Origin of the sequence: Cytobacillus mangrovibacter (assembly GCF_042865275.1) — a bacterium.
Taxonomy (GTDB): Bacteria; Bacillota; Bacilli; order Bacillales; family Cytobacillaceae; genus Cytobacillus; species Cytobacillus mangrovibacter.
The window spans coordinates 561,157-582,244 of the sequence record NZ_JBIACJ010000001.1 but is presented as its reverse complement, the minus strand read 5'-3'; the positions used below and the strand labels follow the sequence as shown (position 1 = coordinate 582,244).

At 38.3% G+C, this 21,088-nt stretch carries 18 protein-coding genes; all 18 read left to right on the top strand.

Annotated elements, in window-relative coordinates; all coding sequences use genetic code 11:
• The first annotated feature begins 184 nt into the window (after positions 1-184).
• The 18 genes from ACFYKT_RS02845 to murB all read left to right on the top strand — a co-directional run bounded on the left by ACFYKT_RS02845 (position 185) and on the right by murB (position 21,049).
• Positions 185-1,528, top strand: a complete 1,344-nt coding sequence (locus ACFYKT_RS02845) for an acetyl-CoA carboxylase biotin carboxylase subunit (protein WP_389215110.1) — start codon at positions 185-187, stop codon at positions 1,526-1,528.
• Between the two features lie 12 nt (positions 1,529-1,540).
• Positions 1,541-1,753 carry a biotin/lipoyl-containing protein gene (locus ACFYKT_RS02840; RefSeq protein WP_389215107.1) on the top strand — a complete coding sequence of 71 codons (213 nt, stop codon included), beginning with the start codon at positions 1,541-1,543 and terminating at the stop codon, positions 1,751-1,753.
• A 50-nt stretch (positions 1,754-1,803) separates the two neighbouring features.
• Positions 1,804-3,345: an acyl-CoA carboxylase subunit beta gene (locus ACFYKT_RS02835; RefSeq protein WP_389215105.1), complete on the top strand. Its 1,542-nt coding sequence runs from the start codon at positions 1,804-1,806 to the stop codon at positions 3,343-3,345.
• 146 nt (positions 3,346-3,491) lie between these two features.
• Entirely contained in the window at positions 3,492-4,397 is a 906-nt protein-coding gene (locus ACFYKT_RS02830) for a 2-dehydropantoate 2-reductase (protein WP_389215102.1), read from the top strand.
• Position 4,398: 1 nt separating this feature from the next.
• Complete coding sequence (locus ACFYKT_RS02825) at positions 4,399-4,794, top strand: DUF3397 domain-containing protein (RefSeq protein ID WP_389215099.1); 396 nt, start codon at positions 4,399-4,401, stop codon at positions 4,792-4,794.
• Positions 4,795-4,932: 138 nt separating this feature from the next.
• Entirely contained in the window at positions 4,933-6,567 is a 1,635-nt protein-coding gene (gene bshC / locus ACFYKT_RS02820) for a bacillithiol biosynthesis cysteine-adding enzyme BshC (RefSeq protein ID WP_389215096.1), read from the top strand.
• Positions 6,568-7,079: 512 nt separating this feature from the next.
• A complete protein-coding gene (gene mraZ, locus ACFYKT_RS02815; protein WP_389215413.1) occupies positions 7,080-7,511 on the top strand; it encodes a division/cell wall cluster transcriptional repressor MraZ in 432 nt (143 codons plus the stop codon).
• 81 nt (positions 7,512-7,592) lie between these two features.
• Entirely contained in the window at positions 7,593-8,525 is a 933-nt protein-coding gene (gene rsmH, locus ACFYKT_RS02810; protein ID WP_389215093.1) for a 16S rRNA (cytosine(1402)-N(4))-methyltransferase RsmH, read from the top strand.
• Positions 8,526-8,570: 45 nt separating this feature from the next.
• Positions 8,571-8,936 (top strand): cell division protein FtsL, encoded by a 366-nt coding sequence (ftsL, locus tag ACFYKT_RS02805; protein WP_389215090.1) that lies wholly within the window; start codon positions 8,571-8,573, stop codon positions 8,934-8,936.
• Positions 8,936-11,188 (top strand): penicillin-binding protein, encoded by a 2,253-nt coding sequence (locus tag ACFYKT_RS02800; RefSeq protein WP_389215087.1) that lies wholly within the window; start codon positions 8,936-8,938, stop codon positions 11,186-11,188. Before ftsL ends, ACFYKT_RS02800 begins: the two co-directional genes overlap by 1 nt.
• Before the next feature lie 67 nt (positions 11,189-11,255).
• Entirely contained in the window at positions 11,256-13,172 is a 1,917-nt protein-coding gene (locus tag ACFYKT_RS02795) for a stage V sporulation protein D (RefSeq protein ID WP_389215084.1), read from the top strand.
• A 127-nt stretch (positions 13,173-13,299) separates the two neighbouring features.
• Complete coding sequence (locus ACFYKT_RS02790; protein WP_389215082.1) at positions 13,300-14,760, top strand: UDP-N-acetylmuramoyl-L-alanyl-D-glutamate--2,6-diaminopimelate ligase; 1,461 nt, start codon at positions 13,300-13,302, stop codon at positions 14,758-14,760.
• Between the two features lies 1 nt (position 14,761).
• Entirely contained in the window at positions 14,762-15,223 is a 462-nt protein-coding gene (locus ACFYKT_RS02785) for a hypothetical protein (protein WP_389215079.1), read from the top strand.
• On the top strand, positions 15,220-16,194 hold the full coding sequence (gene mraY, locus ACFYKT_RS02780) for a phospho-N-acetylmuramoyl-pentapeptide-transferase (RefSeq protein ID WP_389215077.1): 975 nt from the start codon (positions 15,220-15,222) through the stop codon (positions 16,192-16,194). Before ACFYKT_RS02785 ends, mraY begins: the two co-directional genes overlap by 4 nt.
• Positions 16,195-17,547, top strand: a complete 1,353-nt coding sequence (gene murD / locus ACFYKT_RS02775) for a UDP-N-acetylmuramoyl-L-alanine--D-glutamate ligase (protein ID WP_389215074.1) — start codon at positions 16,195-16,197, stop codon at positions 17,545-17,547.
• Between the two features lie 111 nt (positions 17,548-17,658).
• Complete coding sequence (gene spoVE, locus ACFYKT_RS02770) at positions 17,659-18,759, top strand: stage V sporulation protein E (protein WP_389215071.1); 1,101 nt, start codon at positions 17,659-17,661, stop codon at positions 18,757-18,759.
• Between the two features lie 195 nt (positions 18,760-18,954).
• Entirely contained in the window at positions 18,955-20,055 is a 1,101-nt protein-coding gene (gene murG / locus ACFYKT_RS02765; protein WP_389215069.1) for an undecaprenyldiphospho-muramoylpentapeptide beta-N-acetylglucosaminyltransferase, read from the top strand.
• Positions 20,056-20,140: 85 nt separating this feature from the next.
• Positions 20,141-21,049 (top strand): UDP-N-acetylmuramate dehydrogenase, encoded by a 909-nt coding sequence (murB, locus tag ACFYKT_RS02760; RefSeq protein WP_389215066.1) that lies wholly within the window; start codon positions 20,141-20,143, stop codon positions 21,047-21,049.
• The last annotated feature ends 39 nt before the right edge of the window (positions 21,050-21,088 follow it).

The window sequence follows — 21,088 nt, the reverse complement described above, 5'->3', positions numbered from 1 at the left end:
CGTATTATTTGTTGCTCTATTTTATAAAAATTAAAAAATTCGGAAGCGTTTACAAAATAAGAAGGAAATATGCAGAAGATTGTAGAAATATATTATTATTGTAGGAAGATTTCAAAAGTCTAATTGCTACAAATGATTTTTTCCTGCTTTTTTTAACATCAAAGATAGAAAGGGGAGATCTTGGGTGAAAAAAGTTCTTATTGCAAATAGGGGAGAAATTGCTAAACGAATTATTCGTACTTGTCATGATATGGGCATGGAGACTGTGGCAATCTATTCGGATGCTGATTCAGATCTTCCATTTGTCAAGGAGGCAACATATGCCTTTAGAATTGGCGAAGCACCTGTCAATAAATCATATTTATTAACAGATGCAATCCTCGAGATTGCAGTAAATGAAGGAGTAGATGGAATCCATCCAGGGTATGGTTTCCTTTCTGAAAATGCTGCTTTTGCACGAGCGGTTATCGAAAAGGGCCTTATTTTTATCGGGCCAGATCCGGATACGATTGAGTTAATGGGAGACAAAATTATATCTAGAAGGACGATGATTGAAGCTGGTGTTCCAGTCGTTCCAGGCAGTGAGGAAGGGACTTCTACTATAGAAGAGGCGATCAGACTTGCTGAATCAATGGGCTATCCTGTTATGCTGAAAGCAAGTGGGGGCGGCGGTGGAATAGGAATGGTTCGCTGTGAGAATGAGCAAGCGCTCGCTAAGTCATTTGGATCAACAAAAGCTCGTGCCAAGGCATATTTTGGTTCGGAAGAAGTGTTTGTTGAAAAGTATATCCAAAATGCAAGACATGTGGAGGTTCAAGTTTTTGGTGATCATCATGGAAACATTGTTCATTTATTTGAAAGAGACTGTTCCATTCAGAGAAGACACCAAAAGGTTGTGGAGGAATCCCCATCCCCATTCTTATCTGAACATACAAAGCAGAAAATGTATGAAACAGCACTAAAAGCAGCTGCTGCTGTCAAGTATAAAAACGCTGGAACCATCGAATTTATTGTTGATGAACAAGAAAACTTCTATTTTCTTGAAATGAATACAAGATTGCAAGTTGAGCATCCCGTAACAGAGCAAATTACCGGCCTTGACCTTGTAAAATGGCAAATTCTTGTCGCGAGTGGTGATAAGCTGCCGCAGTCTCAATCAGATATACAGCAAAGCGGACACGCGATTGAATTTCGACTATATGCTGAAGATCCAAAGAACTTCCTTCCTTCACCAGGGAAAATTGAATTGTTTCAGTGGAAAGACTTTCCCGGCGTACGAGTGGATTCAGGATATGAATCGCAATCCACTGTTACCCCTTTCTATGACCCGATGATTGCGAAATGCATCATTTATGGTGCGAGCAGGGAAGAGGCAATCGACAGAGCCGACCAATTTTTCACAGATTTAATCATTGAGGGAATAAAAACAAATGCTCCGTTATTTAGAGAGATTATTAAAGATCCTGATTTCCGAAAGGGCAATTATTCAACGAGTTTCTTAACTGAAAAAACATTTATTAAACAATAGGAGGAATAAACAATGAAAGAAATTACATCATCAATGGCAGGAACTGTCTTAAACGTTATGGTCGAAGAAGGGAATGAAGTTTCGGCTGGACAAGAAGTATTAATGCTTGAATCCATGAAAATGGAAATTCCAATTGAAAGCCAATCAGAAGGGAAAATTACTGAAGTAAAAGTGAATATCGGAGATTTTGTAAATGAAGGAGACGTTTTGTTCGTTCTAGAGTAAGTAAATACGATTGTTAGCAGATGGTAGAGAATCGGAGTAGGAGGGACAAAATGACAACTGTAAACACATTAGTAGAGAAGCTTAAAGAAAAGAGCAAAGAAATTGAAGCGGGGGGACAACCGAAGTATCACGAAAAACTTCATGAGCAAAATAAATTATTTGTGAGAAAACGGCTGGAGCTCCTTTTTGATAATGGACTGTATGAAGAGGATGGCAAATTTGCCAATTGTGTAGAAAAAGATTTACCAGCAGACGGTGTGGTTACGGCAATTGGGAAGGTAAATGGGCAAACCGTTTGTGTGATGGCTAATGATTCAACAGTTAAAGCTGGATCATGGGGTGCAAGAACAGTTGAAAAAATTATTCGCATTCAAGAAACAGCTGAAAAATTAAAAGTTCCTTTACTTTATTTAGTCGATTCTGCTGGTGCGAGAATTACAGATCAGTTAGAAATGTTCCCAAATAGAAGAGGCGCAGGGCGAATTTTCTATAATCAAGTCAAACTTTCTGGAATGATTCCGCAAATTTGTTTATTATTTGGTCCTTCTGCTGCTGGTGGAGCCTATATACCAGCCTTTTGCGATATCGTCATTATGGTGGATAAAAATGCATCCATGTATTTAGGCTCCCCGCGTATGGCTGAGAAAGTAATTGGTGAAAAAGTGACACTCGAAGAAATGGGTGGCGCACGCATGCATTGTACGGTAAGTGGGTGCGGCGATGTTCTTGCTGCCAATGAAGAAGAGGCAATTGAATCGGCTAGAAAATATCTTACATACTTCCCGGCAAGCTTTAAAGAGAAAACGAAAAAACTTGAAGCGATTCAGCCAAAGGTTGGCCGTGATTTAGAAGAAATTATTCCGAAGAATCAAAATGCACCATTTGACATGTATGAGTGTATAGATTCATTAATTGATGAGGGCAGCTTCTTTGAAATTAAAAAGCTTTTTGCAGCTGAATTAATTACTGGGTTTGCACGAATTGATGGACGTACCATTGGCATTATAGCGAATCAGCCGCGAGTAAAAGGAGGCGTCCTTTTCGTTGATTCTGCGGACAAAGCAGCAAAGTTTATTCAGCTATGTGATGCATTCCATATTCCGTTATTATTCCTTGCAGATGTGCCAGGCTTTATGATTGGTACGAAAGTTGAAAGGGCAGGAATTATCCGCCACGGTGCAAAGCTAATTGCAGCTATGAGTTCTGCGACTGTACCGAAAATTTCAGTTATTGTTAGAAAAGCGTATGGAGCAGGTTTATATGCGATGGCTGGTCCTGCATTTGAACCAGACTACTGTGTTGCACTTCCAACTGCACAGATTGCTGTAATGGGCCCAGAAGCTGCTGTAAATGCCGTTTATTCGAATAAAATTAATGCTATAGAAGATCCAAAAGAAAAAATAGCATTCATTCAAGAGAAGCAGCGAGAGTACAGTGAGCATATTGATATTTATCGATTGGCATCTGAATTAATTGTTGATGACATCGTTTCACCTTTTGACTTAAGAGAAGTTCTAAAGCAAAGATATGATTTATATGAGACGAAGGAATTAACATTTAGTGTTCGGAAGCACCCAGTATATCCAGTTTAACATCCATGTTTGGCTCCTTTTCGGATATTCGAGAAGGAGCTTTTTTTCCCCTTAGCTGTTGTTTATGAACATTCTTGAACTTTCTCTCAACATATTTCATTTTTCTGTTAAAATATGACTAAATACATTATGAAAAAGAGGTTATTATGAAAATAGGGATCATTGGTGGGGGTTCTATTGGCCTGTTGCTTGCGCACTATTTAAAAAAGCATCATCAAGTCTGTGTATATGTCCGCTCAAAGAGACAGCTGGATGTGCTCGAAGCTGAGGGATTAATCTTTGAAAAAGATAAGAACTGCATAAAGGAAGCGATAAATGTTTCATTATTTTCAAAATGGAACGGTGAAGAAGAGCTAACCATTCTTGCCGTTAAGCAGTATCAGCTTCCTCCTATTTTAGAGAAAATGGCTGCTTCCAATACAAATGTTGGAGGTTCACTCTTGTTCCTTCAAAATGGGATGGGTCATTTGAAGTGGTTAGAAGGTGTAAATGCTAAGAATATTTTTGTTGGAACGGTAGAGCATGGAGCAAATAAAGTGGCTGTAAATCATGTAATTCATACGGGTGAAGGACTGATCAAATTAGCTCTTTATAGAGGAGATAACTTAACTATATTAACAGACATGGTTAAAATACCTGTAGAAAACTTTCCATTTATATTTGAAGAAGATTATCAGGAGATGCTTTTAAATAAGCTGATTGTCAATGCAGTAATCAATCCACTTACGGCAGCATTGAATGTCAATAATGGAATGCTCCTTGAGAATCCACACTACTATTATATATTTAAAGAAATCTTCAATGAAATCAGTTCAGTTTTAAGCATAGTGGATAAAGAGAATACATTTTATTATGTAGAGAATATTTGCAGAAAAACGTCTTTGAATCGATCATCCATGCTTAAGGATTTGGATGAAAATCGACCAACAGAAATAGATGCCATCCTTGGATATGTAATAGAGAAAGCAAGAGAAGGGCAAATGAATGCTCCGTTTTCAGAAAGCTTTTATCATCTGATAAAAGGAAAGGAGTATGGAGAAGGGAGGAAGTAGGATGGGTTCGGTTTTTTCATCAATAATCGCTACTTTTGTGACAATTCCGCTGTTGGGCTATTTGCTAGTCTTTATAGTCAGCAAGCAAGTTACAAAGAAGCACCGCCGTTCAGTACATATTGCACTCGACGTTAGTACATTATTATTTATCTTTTCTGTGCACTATTTAATTTTAACCATTTGGGATCAGAATTATTTTTGGCTGATCATTCTGTCGATGCTTATTATTGCAATCATTTTTGTTATTATTCATTGGCGAGTGAAGCAGGAAATTAATTTCCCACTTGTTTTCCGTGGATATTGGCGGTTTAACTTTCTCTTATTCTTCATGGCTTATGTGGTTTTGACTGTAATTGGACTTGTCCAAAGTGTGAACTCGTTTGTCTCGATGCAATAAAGAAAAGGGAATGGGATTGCGCAACTGCAGCATGCAAAAGTGTTAATTTTTTTCTTTTCATTTCAGACAATGATATACTCATATGGTGAATAAGGGGAAATGGATAGAAAATTATTGATAAGAAAGGAAGTTCTAAAAATGGAGATTCTAAATCTCTCATTGCCGGCTACGAACCGGTTTGCTACTGAATATCTCGAACAGACAGCAAACATTCAGCGTTATTTTCATTATCGCTTTAATGATAATTTAGACGATCAAAAACGGCTAGGAGACATACAAGAACGTACATATATGCGAGAGGCGCTTGCGTTGCATATTGAAGAATATATGGCTAAATTCCCTTCATCAGAGAAGGTCAAAGTATCATTAGAAAAACTGAAAAAGGGAAATAGTGCAGTCGTCATTGGTGGCCAACAGGCGGGTATTTTAACAGGTCCATTGTATACGATACATAAAATTATTTCGATTATTACTCTCGCTAAACAGAAGGAAAAAGAATTAAATACACCTGTTGTTCCAGTTTTTTGGATTGCGGGAGAGGATCATGATTATCAAGAAGTAAACCATATTTTCATTGAAAAAGATAATAAAATAGAAAAAAAAATCTACCCTGAGAAAGTTCTAGACAAAAGAATGGTTTCAGATGTCACTTTAAACCAAGAGCTTTGTACACAATGGGCAGAAGGGATTATTAAGTCTTTTGGAGAAACAGCAAATACAAAAATGCTACTTCATAATCTAGGTGAGGCTATTAGTAATTCTGGTACATTTGTAGATTTCTTTGCTCATATTATTATGCAACTGTTTAAAGACTCGGGGCTCTTGATCATTGATTCAGGTGACAGAAAAATCCGTAGACTCGAGAAGGAATTCTTTATAAAGCAGATTAACAGCGCACAAGAAATTACAAAAGCTGTGAAGCTGCAGCAAGAGCAGCTAAACGCTGATGGATTCTCAAGGGCAATTGAAATAAGCAGCCAAGCAGCTAACCTTTTCTATTATGATGAAGAATATAATGAAAGAGTACTGCTTGAATATGACGATGTAAACAAAGTGTTTTTCGGGAAAGAAGGACAATTGGAATTTTCCTATGATCAGATGCTAGAACTTGCCGGAGAATTTCCAGAAAAACTGAGCAATAATGTTGTTACTAGACCATTGATGCAGGAATGGCTTTTTCCAACGCTTGCCTTTATTGCAGGGCCAGGGGAAATTGCCTATTGGGCAGAACTAAAACAGGCTTTTGAATGGTTTGGGCTTAAGATGCCTCCAATTGTGCCTCGATTGAACATTACCTTATTAGATCGCTCGATTGAAACTGATATGAATGAGCTTGGCCTTGATTTACAAGAAACGTTAACGATTGGTACTGAAAAGAAAAAGAGAGTATTTCTTCAATCATTAAAGGATGAAAAGATTGAAAAGCTTTTTGAGAAAACGAAACAAGACTTACTTCAAAATTATCAAAAGCTTGAAGCTTATTTAATGGAAGATAATATGGGGCTTGTACCGTTGTTGAAAAAGAATGAAGCTAAATTAATCAACCAATTAATGTTTATGGAAGAAAAGCTGGACAAAACAGCCCAAATGAAATACGAAGTCGTTATCAATAAATTTGATCGCGTTGAAAATGCATTATGGCCTGCTGGTTCCCCACAAGAGCGAATGTTGAATGGTTTATACTATATTAATCATTATGGACCAAGTCTCATTAATGACCTGCTCGAGTGTTCCTTCACATTCGATGGCACCCACAAACTTATTAAAATTTAAGACACTTAAAAATTGTTGTTTTTTGAATAAAAGTTGTGAGTGAAATCATTGTCAAATATGTTAGTTGATTGTAGCGGAAGGCGCGAGACTCCTGCGGGAAGTGTGGGACAGCTGAGACCCCACAGACGCTTTAGCGTCGAGGAGGCTCAGCGCCCACCCCGCGGAAAGCGAGCGACCTGGAGCGGAAATCAACTTCTACGAATTCATGTCAAAAGCAACAATGTTTGCGAAAAGAGCCAATTTAAAAATAAAACCATTTTTACTATATACAACTGAAAAAACTATATATCAACAAAAAAAGACTGCATCTTTTAAATGGTGCAGTCTTTTTTTGTTGAAGGAAAGTGGGGAATATAAAAACTTGCACCCTTTTGTAGTGAAAAGACGAACAAAAAATAAAAGGAATCCTCCATTTTAAAAAGGAGATTTCAACTAATAATAGAATATAAAAAATATGTGGAGGAAAGTGGGGGGATGTGGTACATTGGAGTAAGAAAGTGGGGTTAGTGGCTATGTTCATGGGTGAGTATCATCATAACGTTGATAGTAAGGGCCGTTTGATCATTCCTGCTAAATTCCGTGATAATTTAGGTGAAGCTTTTGTATTGACGCGCGGATTGGATCAATGTTTATTTGGCTACCCAATGAGCGAATGGGTATTAATTGAAGAAAAGCTAAAAGGATTGCCTCTAACAAAAAAAGATGCGCGTGCATTTACACGATTTTTCTTTTCAGGAGCTACTGAATGTGAAATTGATAAACAAGGAAGAATAAACATAGCTTCCCCGCTTCAACAATATGCAAAGTTAGAAAAAGAATGTGTTGTATTAGGTGTATCCAATCGAATTGAAATTTGGAGCAAAAATCTTTGGGAAGATTATTTTTCAGATTCAGAGGAGTCTTTTGCTGAAATTGCAGAGAATATGATTGGGTTTGATATATAGTACGAATAAGAAATTAGCTTCCTCGCTAATTTCCTCTAATCCAACCTCATAACATTAAAACCTCCAGAAAGGTGGACAACTATGTTTAAACATACTACGGTACTTTTAAAGGAAACGGTTGATGGGTTGAATATTCATCCTGATGGAATCTATGTAGATTGTACATTAGGAGGAGCTGGACACAGTGAATTAATCTTGTCTAGGCTATCAGAAAAAGGCAAACTTTATGCTTTTGACCAGGATGATACAGCAATTGCCTTTGCAAAAGAAAAGTTAGCAAAATATGGTGATCGAATTACATTTATAAAGAGTAATTTTCAATTTCTGCAAGAAGAATTAGAGGAATTGGGTGTTACCCAAGTAGATGGAGTTTTGTATGATCTAGGTGTCTCATCCCCACAATTAGATACGCCAGAACGCGGGTTTAGCTATCATAGTGATGCCCCACTAGATATGAGAATGGATACAGATGCGGAAATTTCTGCCTATGATGTTGTTAATCATTGGAGCTACTCCGATCTAATAAAAATCTTCTTTCAATATGGCGAGGAGAAATTTTCAAAACAAATTGCCAGAAAAATTGAAGCAGCTAGAGAAATTGCTCCGATTGAAACAACAAATGAACTTGTTGAGTTAATTAAGGATGCCATTCCTGCCCCTGCAAGAAGAAAAGGCGGCCATCCGGCAAAAAGAATCTTTCAAGCGATTAGAATTGCAGTCAATGATGAATTAGGTGTATTTGAAAAGTCACTGCAGCAAGCCATAGATCTATTAAAACCAGGCGGCAGAATTAGTGTCATTACTTTTCATTCACTTGAGGATAGGATATGTAAAGTGGCATTTAAAAAAGCGAGTGAAACACCGAATCTACCCCATGGGTTGCCGGTTATTCCTGATGAGTATAAGCCCATTCTAAAATTAATAACTAGAAAGCCTACACTTCCTACTGAAGAAGAACTTGAACTGAATAATCGGGCTAGATCAGCAAAGCTTCGTGTAGCTGAGCGTTTATAAAAAACTAATTAAAACAATAAAAAATGATCACAGGAGGGATTTTTTTTGAGTAACTTAGCGCGAAAGCTTCAACAAGAGCAGCATCATGAACAGCAAAAACAAATGGTAAAAGCACCAAAAAAGGTCAAGGTAAAAAGTCCATGGCTTTCTCCTGGAGAAAAGGTTTTAGGAATCATTTTTACCGGTATTGTTTGTTTTGGGGCTGTGCAGATCATTTCTAATCAAGCATCCATATATGGAATTAATGCAGAAATACAAGATACAAAAAGGACCATTCAGGAGCAGCAGAAGGTAATTGGTGATCTTGAAATGCAAGTGGGCGAGCTAAGTACATACGAACGTATTTGGGAAAAAGCACAAAAACTAGGTCTTAAATTAAATGAAAATAATGTTAAGGTTGTGCAAGATTAATGATGAAAAAACAGCCGAATATTAATTTTGGAGCAGCGATATTATTTGTAATATTTGGCCTGCTCTTTTTTGTCTTACTTTATCGATTTATTTCTATCCAGGTAACTGGAGAAGCCGGTGGAGAAATACTTGCTGTAAAAGCGCAGCAAAAATATGAGAAGGAAAGAACTATCGAAGCAAAACGTGGAACAATTTATGATCGAAACGGGGAAGTTATCGCTACTGATACAAACTCATACAAATTAATTGCGATTTTGTCTGAAAGTATGACAACGAATAAAAAAAATCCACAGCATGTAGTCAATCCGGATAAAACAGCAAGAGAGCTTGCAAAAGTAATTGATATGAAAGAATCAGAGATTTATAGGCTCTTAACGAAATTAAATGATAAAAATGAGCTGCCCTTTCAAGTAGAGTTTGGAAAAGCCGGACGTGATTTAACCAATCAAACTAAAAGGGAAATTGAAGAGTTGAAGCTTCCTGGAATTACTTTTATTAAGGATACAAAACGATTTTATCCTAATGGTGTTTTTGCTTCCCATTTGGTTGGATATGTCGAGAAAAAGAAATTGGATGATAACAAAACCGAAACAGTAGGTATGCTTGGGCTGGAGCAAAGCTTAAACGATATACTAACTGGGAAAAATGGGAAAGTAAACTATGAAAGTGATATATGGGGTTATTTGCTTACAGACAGCAAGGAAAAAGTGTCCCCAGCGATTGATGGCAAAGATATTTATTTAACAATTGATAAGAAAATCCAGACATTCCTTGAGGATTCAATGAGCAAGGTCGATGAAAAATATAAGCCTAAAAAAATGATTGCTATAGTGGCAGACCCAAAAACAGGAGAAATTCTTGCTATGTCTCAAAGGCCATCCTTTCATCCTAAAACAAAGGAAGGGATTTCAGATACATGGCATAACGAGGCAGTAGAAAACTCCTTTGAGCCAGGGTCAACAATGAAAATTTTCACATTAGCGGCAGCAGTTGAAGAAGGGGTCTTTAATCCGAATGAATTATATAAATCGGGCCGATACGCGGTCGACCCGAAATCAAGACCTGTCGGTGACCATAATAATGGACAAGGCTGGGGGACGATTTCATATTATGAAGGCGTGCTTCGGTCATCAAACGTTGCTTTTGCCAAAATTGTAAAAGAAAAACTTGGATATGAAACCTTCCGAGAGTATCTTTCGAAATTCAAATTGGATCAGCCTACGGGAATAGAATTACCAAATGAGGCAGCAGGGAAAATCCAATATGAATGGCCGCGGGATAAAGCAACAACAGGCTTTGGCCAAGCGTCAGCCATCACACCTATTCAGCAGGTTCAAGCAGCAACAGCTGTGGCGAATGATGGAACAATGATGAAGCCCCATGTCATTAGTAAAATCGTTGATCCAAATAAGAAAGATACGGTTGAAAAAACAGAACCAGAAGTAGCAGGTAACCCCATTTCAGCTGAGACCGCCAAAGAAGTAAGAGAGATCTTAGAAGATGTTGTTTCCGCTCCAAAAGGAACTGGATACGGATTATTTAATATTGATGGCTATGAGATTTCTGGGAAAACAGGTACAGCGCAGATTCCGAAGCCTGGTGGCGGTTATTTAACAGGACGTCAAAACCTATTCTTCTCTTTTCTTGGAATGGCTCCGACAGATGATCCCAAATTAATCGTATATGTGGCCGTCGAGCAGCCTCAAATCGATATTCATACGGTGGGTGCCCAGCCGGTTGCAGATATATTTAAACCGGTAATGAAGAGCAGTCTTCAATACTTAAATATCGAACCTGAAGTTCAGGAGAAAGCTCAATTCGAGAAAATTCCAAGTGTGATTGGGTCATCTATTGAAGAAGCAAAAAATATATTAAGTAAGAATGGTGTTAACCCGATTGTTATGGGTAAGGGGAAAAAGGTTATAGGTCAGCTTCCAGAAAAGGACACAAAATTAATGACAGGTGAAAATGTCGTTCTCTTAACAGATAAGGATTTAACCATTCCAGATATGACGGGCTGGTCATTAAGGGATGTCATGAAGGTTGCGAAATTGGGCCATCTGGAATTAAATACGGTTGGAAATGGTTATGTTGTTAAGCAAAATTTAAAGGCAGGATCGATCGTTAAAGAAGGAGATTATTTAATTGCTGAATTGGAGCTTCCTAGTAAGAAATACATGAAGGTTGAAGAAGAGGATGATTCGGGAGAAGTAGAAGAATCAGAGGAAGAAACAATTGAAATGAGAGATTAAATATTCTAATCAAATAAGTACAAGCATATATTGGAACGAGCCATAATCTAAGGAGGTTCGTTCTTTCATGCGTGTTTCAAATGTAACGGTTAGAAAGCGGTTAATGGTAGCTTTAGTAGTTGGTATACTCGTATTTTTTATTATTGACTTGCGTCTTGGTTATGTTCAGTTCTTTCTCGGTACAATCTTGACCGATGAAGCAAAGGAATTATGGAGCAGGGATATTCCCTTTGAACCTGAAAGGGGAGAAATTGTTGATCGGAATGGAGTAGCACTAGCTACAAATGTCAGCGCACCAACTATATATGTTGTTCCGAGGCAAGTGAAAGATCCGAAAAGTACAGCCGAGAAATTGGCTGCTGTGCTTAATGCATCTCAGGAGAAAATTTACTCCGAGATTACGAAGGTAGCAAGTAATGTTAGATTATCAGCAGGTAGAAAAATTTCTCATGAAAAAGCGAAGGAAATTAAGGAATTAAATATGGCTGGTGTGTACATTGGCGAAGATTCAAAACGCCATTATCCTTTTGGTGATTATCTATCACATGTGCTTGGCTTTGCGGGGATTGATAATCAAGGGCTGATGGGTCTTGAACTCTACTATGATAAGGAGCTTAAAGGAGAAAGAGGTTCAGTTCAATTTTATGCGAATGCTAAGGGCGAGCGGATGAATGACATGGCAGATGATTATCAGCCTCCTGTTGATGGCTTGGATTTAAGACTAACTATTGATTCTAAAGTTCAGACCATTATGGAACGGGAGCTAGACATAGCGGAAGCAACATACAATCCAGATGGAATTATCGCCATCGCGATGAATCCGAACAATGGCGAAATTTTAGGGATGGCAAGTAGACCAAGTTTTGACCCTGCTAATTTCCAAAACGTTTCTCCTGATATTTTTAATCGCAATCTGCCAATTTGGAGTACGTATGAACCTGGATCTACTTTTAAAATTATTACCTTAGCTGCTGCCTTAGAAGAAGGAGAGGTTGATTTAGAAAAGGATCATTTTCATGATCCTGGATATGTCAAAGTCGGTGGAGCGCGCTTAAGATGCTGGAAAAAAGGCGGGCATGGAAGCCAGTCATTTCTTGAAGTTGTGCAAAACTCCTGTAACCCAGGGTTTGTCGAGCTTGGAGAGCGTTTAGGAAAAGAGAAGCTATTCAAATATATAAAGGATTTCGGATTTGGGGAAAAGACGGGGATTGACTTACAGGGTGAAGGGAAAGGAATTCTATTTAATCTAGACCGTGTTGGTCCTGTTGAACAGGCAACAACTGCTTTTGGCCAAGGGGTTTCTGTTACTCCGATTCAGCAGGTTGCTGCGATATCCGCTGCCATCAATGGGGGGACTTTATATACCCCGTATGTTGCCAAGGAGCTAGTTGATTCTAAAACGGGAGAAGTAGTCATGAGAAAGACACCCGTTGCTAAACGAACAGTTATTTCCAAGGAGACATCAAATGAGATAAGGCATGCATTAGAAAGTGTAGTTGCCCAAGGAACTGGGGGAAAGGCATTTATCGAAGGCTATCGAGTTGGGGGCAAGACAGGAACCGCACAGAAAGCAAAGGACGGAAGATACCTTGAGAATAACCATATTGTGTCATTTATCGGCTTTGCCCCGGCAGATGATCCAGAGCTAGTCGTTTATGTAGCAGTTGATAATCCAAAGGGTACCGTTCAATTTGGTGGTGTAGTAGCTGCGCCAATTGTAGGAAATATCATGGAAGATAGCTTAAGAGCTATGGGCGTGGAACCAAGAAAGGACCAAATTGAGAAAAAGTATACATGGCCTGATGCACCAATGATCGAAGTTCCTGATTTAGTTGGGATCACGAAACAGGAGCTTGGGGAATTATTTATTAATTTAAGAATTGATGCTAGTGGTACAGGTGATAAGGTTGTGAAGCAAACGCCTGAACCTGGTATTAAATTAAAAGAAGGATCAACAATCAGACTGTATTTCGATAAGAAGTAAAGAAATTGTGTGAAATTCAAGCGGTATAAATAATTATGCCGCTTGAATAAAACTCTTTATAAACAAATAGCAAAATATCCAGTTTTCATGTAAAATGAAAATCGCGATGAATGTGGGGATGATTGAAATGAATTTACATAAGCTCATTTCTTATTTGCAGCCATATAAGACATATAGCGGAGAAAATCCAGACATCTCTTCAATAGAAAATGATAGCCGTAATGTACAAAAAGGCAGCTTGTTTATTTGTATCAAAGGATTTAATGTGGATGGGCATGATTTTGCTTCATTAGCTGTTAAAAAAGGTGCAGCTGCCATTATTTCAGAAAAGGAAATGACCTTGCCTGTTCCTGTTATTGTTGTCCCAAATTCAAAACGGGCGATGTCCGTCTTATCTGATGCGTTTTTTGGTCAGCCAAGCAGAGATCTCCACTTAATTGGCATCACTGGTACAAATGGAAAGACAACGATAAGCCACTTAATTGAAAAGATCCTCTCTGATTCTGGTGAAAAAACAGGTTTGATTGGAACGATGTACACAAAAATAGGCGAAAAAAAGTTTGAAGTAAAAAATACAACACCTGATAGTTTAACACTCCAGCGGATTTTTAAACAAATGGTTGATGCCGGCGTTAAAAAGACAGTCATGGAGGTTTCCTCCCATGCTTTAGATGAAGGAAGAACGCATGGCTGTGATTTTGATATTGCTGTATTTTCAAATCTGACGCAGGACCATTTGGATTATCATAAAACAATGGATGAATATAAACAGGCAAAAGGGTTGTTATTTTCTCAGCTTGGCAGTGAATATCGTCATCACTCACCGAAGTTTGCCATCTTTAATATAGATGATGCAGCATCTGAATCGTATATTAGGGCAACAGCAGCACATATAATCACATATGGAATTGATCAAAAGGCAGATTTGCAGGCATTAAATATTCAAATGACACCGACTGGAACAGAGTTTGACTTACTAAGTCCATTTGGAGCGCATAAAGTTTCCATGCAGCTGATCGGAAAGTTTAGTGTTTATAATGTGCTAGCCGCAATCGGAGCAGGAATTGCAGCAAGCATTCCGGTTGAACAAATTATTCGATCGATAGAAGAGGTACAAGGCGTTTCTGGACGTTTTGAAACAGTAGATGCTGGACAGGATTTTTCGGTTATTGTTGATTATTCACACACACCTGATAGTCTGCAGAATGCTTTAACTACAGTAAAACAATTTGCTGAAAAGCGAATCTTTGTCATCATTGGCTGTGGAGGGGATAGAGATCGTTCAAAGCGTCCTTTAATGGCTAAGATCGCATGTCTTTATAGCACAGATCCAATTTTTACTTCAGACAATCCGAGAAGTGAAGATCCTGTGCAAATATTGAAGGATATGGAAGAGGGAGCACAAGGAAATAATCACAAGACAATTATTGACCGTAAAGAGGCGATACATTATGCTGTGAAAGCAGCATCTGAAGGTGATGTCATATTAATTGCTGGTAAAGGACATGAAACATACCAGTTAATAGGAGATCAAATTTTGAATTTTGATGATCGTATAGTAGCAAAAGAGGCGATAGAGGAGCGATAAAATGTTTTTAACGTATGGTGATTTAGCAAAACTGTTTCCTAAAAGAAGAGGAATACGGAATCATGAGCTGTCTTTTCATACGGTCGCGACGTTTTCAACAATATCGCAGCCAAAAGGGATTTTCATTCCTATCGAAGAAAACTCAGGGCAGCTAAATGAGGCGATCGGAAATGGAGCTATTGCTGCCTTATGGGATGAAGAAATGGAAGTTCCTAAATATGTACCAAATCATTTTCCCATTTTTTATACTAATGACTTATTGAAAGGCTTAAAGGACATGATGGAATTATACACAGAAAATATAAATCAAACAGATCAAGTACAAAAAGATAGGACGGATTTCCTTTTTTTAGATGAAAGACGTCTGAAAGAAAATAAATTAACATATGATATTGCTGTAATGGCAGAAAAACTTCTTACTATGAGAGCACAGCTCCAGCAAGGAAAGGAGGGAGCAGAATGATGGAGAAAGTTATTTTTTTCACAATCATTATGGGATTTTTGATTACTGTATTACTTTCTCCATTATTTATTCCTTTCTTAAGGAGACTAAAGTTTGGGCAAAGTATTCGTGAAGAAGGTCCGAAATCACATCTCAAAAAAACAGGGACACCAACAATGGGTGGGATTATGATCCTCCTCTCCATTACGATTACCACACTCGTAATGACTGGGAAATTCTCTGAACCGACTGTGAAAATTTATTTATTGCTTCTAGTAACTTTGGGATTCGGCCTACTTGGCTTTCTAGATGATTTCATTAAAGTAGTAATGAAGCGGAACTTAGGTTTGACTTCTAAGCAAAAACTGCTTGGACAAATAATCATATCCGTTATTTTTTATTTTGTTCTGCAGCAAAATGAATTCTCAACTGAAATTCATATCCCATTAACAGATTTTTCCTTTGATCTAGGATGGATGTATGTATTTTTTATTATTTTTTGGCTAGTTGGATTTTCGAATGCAGTCAATCTTACCGATGGCTTAGATGGTCTTCTTTCAGGGACTGCAGCAATCGCTTTTGGAGCGTTTGCTGTTTTGGCATGGAATCTATCCCAATTTGAGATTTCTATCTTTTCAGTGTCTGTATCGGGAGCTGTTCTTGGCTTTCTCGTATTTAATGCTCATCCGGCAAAGGTTTTCATGGGAGATACAGGTTCACTCGCCTTAGGTGGAGCCATTGCTGCTATTGCTATATTAACAAAGCTTGAATTTATTTTAATTATTATTGGCGGTGTATTTGTTATTGAAACACTGTCGGTCATTTTACAAGTTATTTCTTTTAAAACAACTGGACGAAGAATTTTCCGAATGAGTCCATTGCATCACCATTATGAGTTAGTTGGCTGGTCAGAATGGAGAGTCGTTGTCACGTTTTGGTCAGTTGGCTTATTGTGTGCCATTCTTGGAATCTATATTGAGGTGTGGATGTAATTGAAACAGGTTAATCATTATCTTCATAAAAAAGTACTAGTCTTAGGACTAGCAAAAAGTGGGGTTGCTGCGGCCTCTCTCTTACATAAACTAGGTGCTTTTGTCACGGTTAATGACTATAAGCCCCTTTCAGAAAATATGGAAGCACAAGGACTTCTTGAACAAGGGATAACAGTTATTTGTGGGGGGCACCCTATTGAGCTGCTTGATGAAGGCTTTGAATTAATAGTGAAAAACCCCGGAATTCCTTACCATAATCCAATGATTGAAGGGGCAGCTGCAAAAGGGATTCCGGTCATTACTGAGGTAGAGCTCGCATATCAAATTTCAGAAGCTCCATTTGTTGCGATCACTGGCACAAATGGGAAAACAACGACAACAACACTTGTATTTGAAATGTTGAAAGAGGGAGGGAAACTGCCTCTTATTGCAGGGAATATTGGGACGGTTGCTGCATCCGTTGCACAGGAAGCAACGGAGGAAAATACAATCGTTATTGAGCTTTCCTCTTTTCAACTAATGGGGATTGAAGCGTTTAATCCGAGAATTGCAATCGTAACCAATCTATATGATGCTCATCTTGATTATCATGGGACTAGAACAGAATACGTACAAGCGAAAGCAAATATTACTAGAAATCAAACAGAAAATGAATTTTTTATTGTCAATGCTGACCAAGAGCAAACATTGGCCATTGCCGAAAATTCAAATGCACAAACCATTCCGTTTTCGACAAAAAGAGTACTAGAGAATGGTGCTTATATTCGTGAAGGATGGATTTATTTCAATGCGGAACAAGTGATAGCGACAAAGGATATTATGCTCCCAGGCGCACATAATTTAGAAAATATTCTCTCAGCGATTGCAGCTGCAAAGCTATCAGGTGTAGAAAATGAAGCCATTTTTAAAGTGTTGAATAGTTTCTCTGGGGTTAAACATCGCCTCCAATTTGTGTGTGAGCACAAGGAGAGAAGATTCTATAACGATTCTAAGGCAACGAATATATTAGCAACTCAAAATGCAATTGCTGCCTTTAATGAGCCGGTCATTCTTTTGGCAGGCGGATTGGATCGCGGAAATGAGTTTGATGAGCTGATTCCATTCCTAAAGAATGTTAAGTCTGTGATTACCTTTGGACAAACAGCGGAAAAAATCGAGCGTGTCGCAGAAAAGGCAGGAATAAAAACAATTAAGCGTGTCGATAATGTGGAAAAAGCCGTACCCGAAGCCTACCAGCTATCTGAACCGGGTGATGTAATTTTATTATCACCTGCATGTGCAAGCTGGGATCAATATAAAACTTTTGAGGTTAGGGGAGACATTTTTATACAAGCGGTGCATATGCTTAAGTGAGGGCTTGGACACGATTTAATAGATAAACAACATGGAGAGTCATCTATTCGCTTCTATGCGGGTTAAACATGCGCTGTAAAGCCCTAAAACTTGCATTCGAGGTGTTTTCAATTGCCAACAAAAAGAACGACTCCTGACCTTATATTAATTATTCTGACCTTAACATTGCTTGCCGTTGGACTAACAATGGTATACAGTGCGAGTGCTGTATGGGCAGAGTATAAATTCAATGATTCTTTCTTCTTTGCAAAGAGACAAATGCTTTTTGCAGTAGTTGGCATTGTAGCGATGTTTTTTATTATGAACGTCGATTATTGGACTTGGAGAACATGGGCAAAAGTCATTATTATTGCATGCTTTGTGCTATTGATTCTCGTATTGATACCTGGAATTGGCAATGAACGGAATGGGTCTAGGAGCTGGATTGGCGTAGGCGCCTTTTCTATTCAACCCTCCGAATTTATGAAGCTTGCGATGATATCCTTTTTAGCAAAATTTTTATCTGAAAAGCAGAAACTGATTACCTCATTTAAAAAGGGGTTAGTTCCATCTTTGGGATTAGTATTTTTAGCTTTTGGGCTAATTATGCTTCAGCCAGATTTAGGAACAGGAACGGTTATGGTTGGCACCTGTATTGTGATGATCTTTGTCGCAGGCGCGAGAATCCGTCATTTCGCTTTTCTTGGTCTTCTTGGTCTAGCAGGGTTTGCTGCATTAGTTTTTTCGGCTCCTTATCGAATGAAACGGATTACCTCATTCTTAGATCCATGGGAAGATCCATTAGGAAGTGGATTTCAAATCATCCAGTCATTGTATGCGATAGGCCCAGGCGGCCTATTTGGATTAGGACTCGGTCAGAGCAGACAGAAGTTTTTTTATCTGCCTGAACCCCAGACTGATTTTATCTTTGCTATTCTGTCTGAAGAACTTGGATTTATCGGGGGCTCATTTGTAATATTATTATTTGCTCTCCTTTTGTGGAGAGGGGTCAGGATTGCCCTCGGAGCTCCAGATCTGTACGGAAGCTTTTTAGCCGTAGGAATTGTTGCGATGATAGCGATACAGGTGATGATAAATATTGGGGTTGTTACAGGTTTGATGCCTGTAACAGGGATTACACTTCCGTTCTTGAGCTATGGAGGATCCTCATTAACACTAATGCTTTTGGCTATTGGTGTGTTATTAAATATCAGCCGTTACTCGCGTTTTTAAGGTTGACCCTGTTCTGCAGGGTTTCTTTTTATTTCATTTGATATTATCTAGACATAAATCAGGATGATTGACCTATATTGTATTACATTTACATATCAAAGTGTTTTCAGTTTTTATTCAGTCGTTTTTGTATAGTAGAATAGTGGAAAGTAAAGGACATTGAGTAACTAATATGCTCTTTTTTGAGGTGGGAAAATGAAAATTGTTGTTAGCGGTGGTGGAACCGGAGGCCATATTTATCCGGCTTTAGCCCTTATTAGAGAAATACAAAAAGAAACAAACGATGTTGAGTTTTTATATATTGGTACGGATAAAGGACTGGAAAGTAAAATTGTCACAAGGGAGAAGATCCCTTTTAAATCAATACATATTACAGGTTTTAAGCGAAAGCTTTCGTTTGATAATGTAAAAACAGTGCTCCGATTTTTGAAAGGCGTCCGGGAAAGTAAACGGATGTTAAAGGAATTCAATGCTGATGTAGTCATTGGAACGGGAGGTTATGTTTGCGGTCCCGTTGTTTATGCTGCTGCAAAACTTGGAATACCCACTATTATCCATGAGCAAAACAGTGTTCCGGGTTTGACGAATAAATTCTTGAGTCGCTATGTGGATCGTGTTGCCGTTTGTTTTAATGAGGCGAAGTCATTTTTCCCGAGTGAAAAAGTTGTATTAACTGGGAATCCACGCGCATCAGAGGTTATTGGAAAAGATGGAATCAAAGGCAGGCTTTCTGCTGGTTTAAAAACAAATATTCCCGTTGTTTTGATTGTAGGCGGAAGCAGAGGCGCAAGACCTATCAATGAAGCTGTATTAAAATCTTTGACTGAACTTGGGGGAAAGCCCTATCAGATCTTGTATGTGACAGGGGATGTCCACTATGAAGAGGTAAGGAAAGAAGTTGAATTAATCGGCAATCCCAATAATGTAGTTATTAAACCATTTATTCATAATATGCCAGAGGTTCTAGCAGGGACAGATTTAACTGTTGCCCGCTCCGGTGCAACTACTCTTGCTGAATTAACATCGCTTGGTATTCCAAGTATCTTAATCCCAAGCCCTTATGTAACAAATAATCATCAAGAGAAAAATGCAAGAGCATTGAGTGATCATGGTGCAGCAGAAATCCTCTTAGAAAAAGAGTTAACAGCCAAAAAGCTTGTTGACCATATCGATCAAATAATGGCTGATAATCAAAAATTAAAAGATATGAAAAAATCAGCCCAATTTCTCGGTATACCTGATGCAGCAAAAAAACTTTACAATCTAATGGAAGAGCTAGTAAGGGCAAAAGGCTAAGAACTCATAAGAGACAGTAGCCCCCTAATAAGCTTTGCATAAAATAGTATTAATTCTTAAATTTCGTAAGGAAGGGGAGATCGTGATGAACGAATTAATAAAGAAGCTTAAAGAGGAAAATATTGGCTATATAAAGGAAAATGAACTTTTAGCCAACCATACAACAATGAAAATAGGCGGTCCAGCTGATTTGTTTATCGAACCTTCATCAATTGATAATCTAATTAAGACGATGGATTTAATTCGTGAATATAAGGTGAAATGGATAGCGATCGGAAGAGGTTCTAACTTGCTTGTCTCTGATCTTGGGATAGATGGAGCAGTAATAAAGCTTGGCAAGGGACTCTCTTCGATGGAGGTTATCGGGACAGAGGTAAAAGCTGGTGCAGGCTATTCGCTTGTTAGTCTTTCTACACAAATAAGCAGAAAAGGGCTGGCAGGGCTTGAATTTGCTAGTGGTATTCCTGGTTCCGTTGGCGGGGCAGTCTTTATGAATGCTGGTGCACACGGTTCTGATGTCTCAAAAATCCTTAGTAAAGCACATATTCTTTTTGAAGATGGGAATGTAGAATGGATGACAAATGAAGAAATGATGTTCTCTTATCGAACTTCTGTACTGCAGAAACAGAGACCCGGCGTAGTAATTGAAGCCATCTTCCAGTTGCAGGAAGGCGATAAAGACGTTATTTTCTCGGAAATGCAAAGAAATAAAGAATATAGAAAAGAAACACAGCCATGGAATTTTCCGTGTGCAGGCAGCATTTTTAGAAATCCACTGCCCAATCATGCAGGGAAACTTATTCAGGATGCAGACTTAAAAGGCTATTCCATAGGTGGGGCAAAAGTTTCCGACATGCATGGGAATTTCATTGTGAATACAGGCAATGCAACTGCTGATGATGTTTTGTCTTTAATTCAATATATCAAGGATAAGATCTATGAATTGTATCAGATTGAGATGCATACTGAAGTGGAAATAATCGGTCGAAAGTAACGGGAAATACTCCTTACTTATTCCATTTATTGTGATATA

Bases quoted from the DNA above. Each gene is read 5' to 3' on its own strand.
- ACFYKT_RS02835 (WP_389215105.1), top strand. From the start codon at position 1,804: ATGACAACTGTAAACACATTAGTAGAGAAGCTTAAAGAAAAGAGCAAA.
- murG (WP_389215069.1), top strand. From the start codon at position 18,955: ATGAAAATTGTTGTTAGCGGTGGTGGAACCGGAGGCCATATTTATCCG.
- ACFYKT_RS02830 (WP_389215102.1), top strand. From the start codon at position 3,492: ATGAAAATAGGGATCATTGGTGGGGGTTCTATTGGCCTGTTGCTTGCG.
- ACFYKT_RS02825 (WP_389215099.1), top strand. From the start codon at position 4,399: ATGGGTTCGGTTTTTTCATCAATAATCGCTACTTTTGTGACAATTCCG.
- murB (WP_389215066.1), top strand. From the start codon at position 20,141: ATGAACGAATTAATAAAGAAGCTTAAAGAGGAAAATATTGGCTATATA.
- rsmH (WP_389215093.1), top strand. From the start codon at position 7,593: ATGTTTAAACATACTACGGTACTTTTAAAGGAAACGGTTGATGGGTTG.
- ACFYKT_RS02800 (WP_389215087.1), top strand. From the start codon at position 8,936: ATGATGAAAAAACAGCCGAATATTAATTTTGGAGCAGCGATATTATTT.
- ACFYKT_RS02795 (WP_389215084.1), top strand. From the start codon at position 11,256: ATGCGTGTTTCAAATGTAACGGTTAGAAAGCGGTTAATGGTAGCTTTA.
- mraZ (WP_389215413.1), top strand. From the start codon at position 7,080: ATGTTCATGGGTGAGTATCATCATAACGTTGATAGTAAGGGCCGTTTG.
- mraY (WP_389215077.1), top strand. From the start codon at position 15,220: ATGATGGAGAAAGTTATTTTTTTCACAATCATTATGGGATTTTTGATT.
- ACFYKT_RS02840 (WP_389215107.1), top strand. From the start codon at position 1,541: ATGAAAGAAATTACATCATCAATGGCAGGAACTGTCTTAAACGTTATG.
- ACFYKT_RS02790 (WP_389215082.1), top strand. From the start codon at position 13,300: ATGAATTTACATAAGCTCATTTCTTATTTGCAGCCATATAAGACATAT.
- ACFYKT_RS02785 (WP_389215079.1), top strand. From the start codon at position 14,762: ATGTTTTTAACGTATGGTGATTTAGCAAAACTGTTTCCTAAAAGAAGA.
- bshC (WP_389215096.1), top strand. From the start codon at position 4,933: ATGGAGATTCTAAATCTCTCATTGCCGGCTACGAACCGGTTTGCTACT.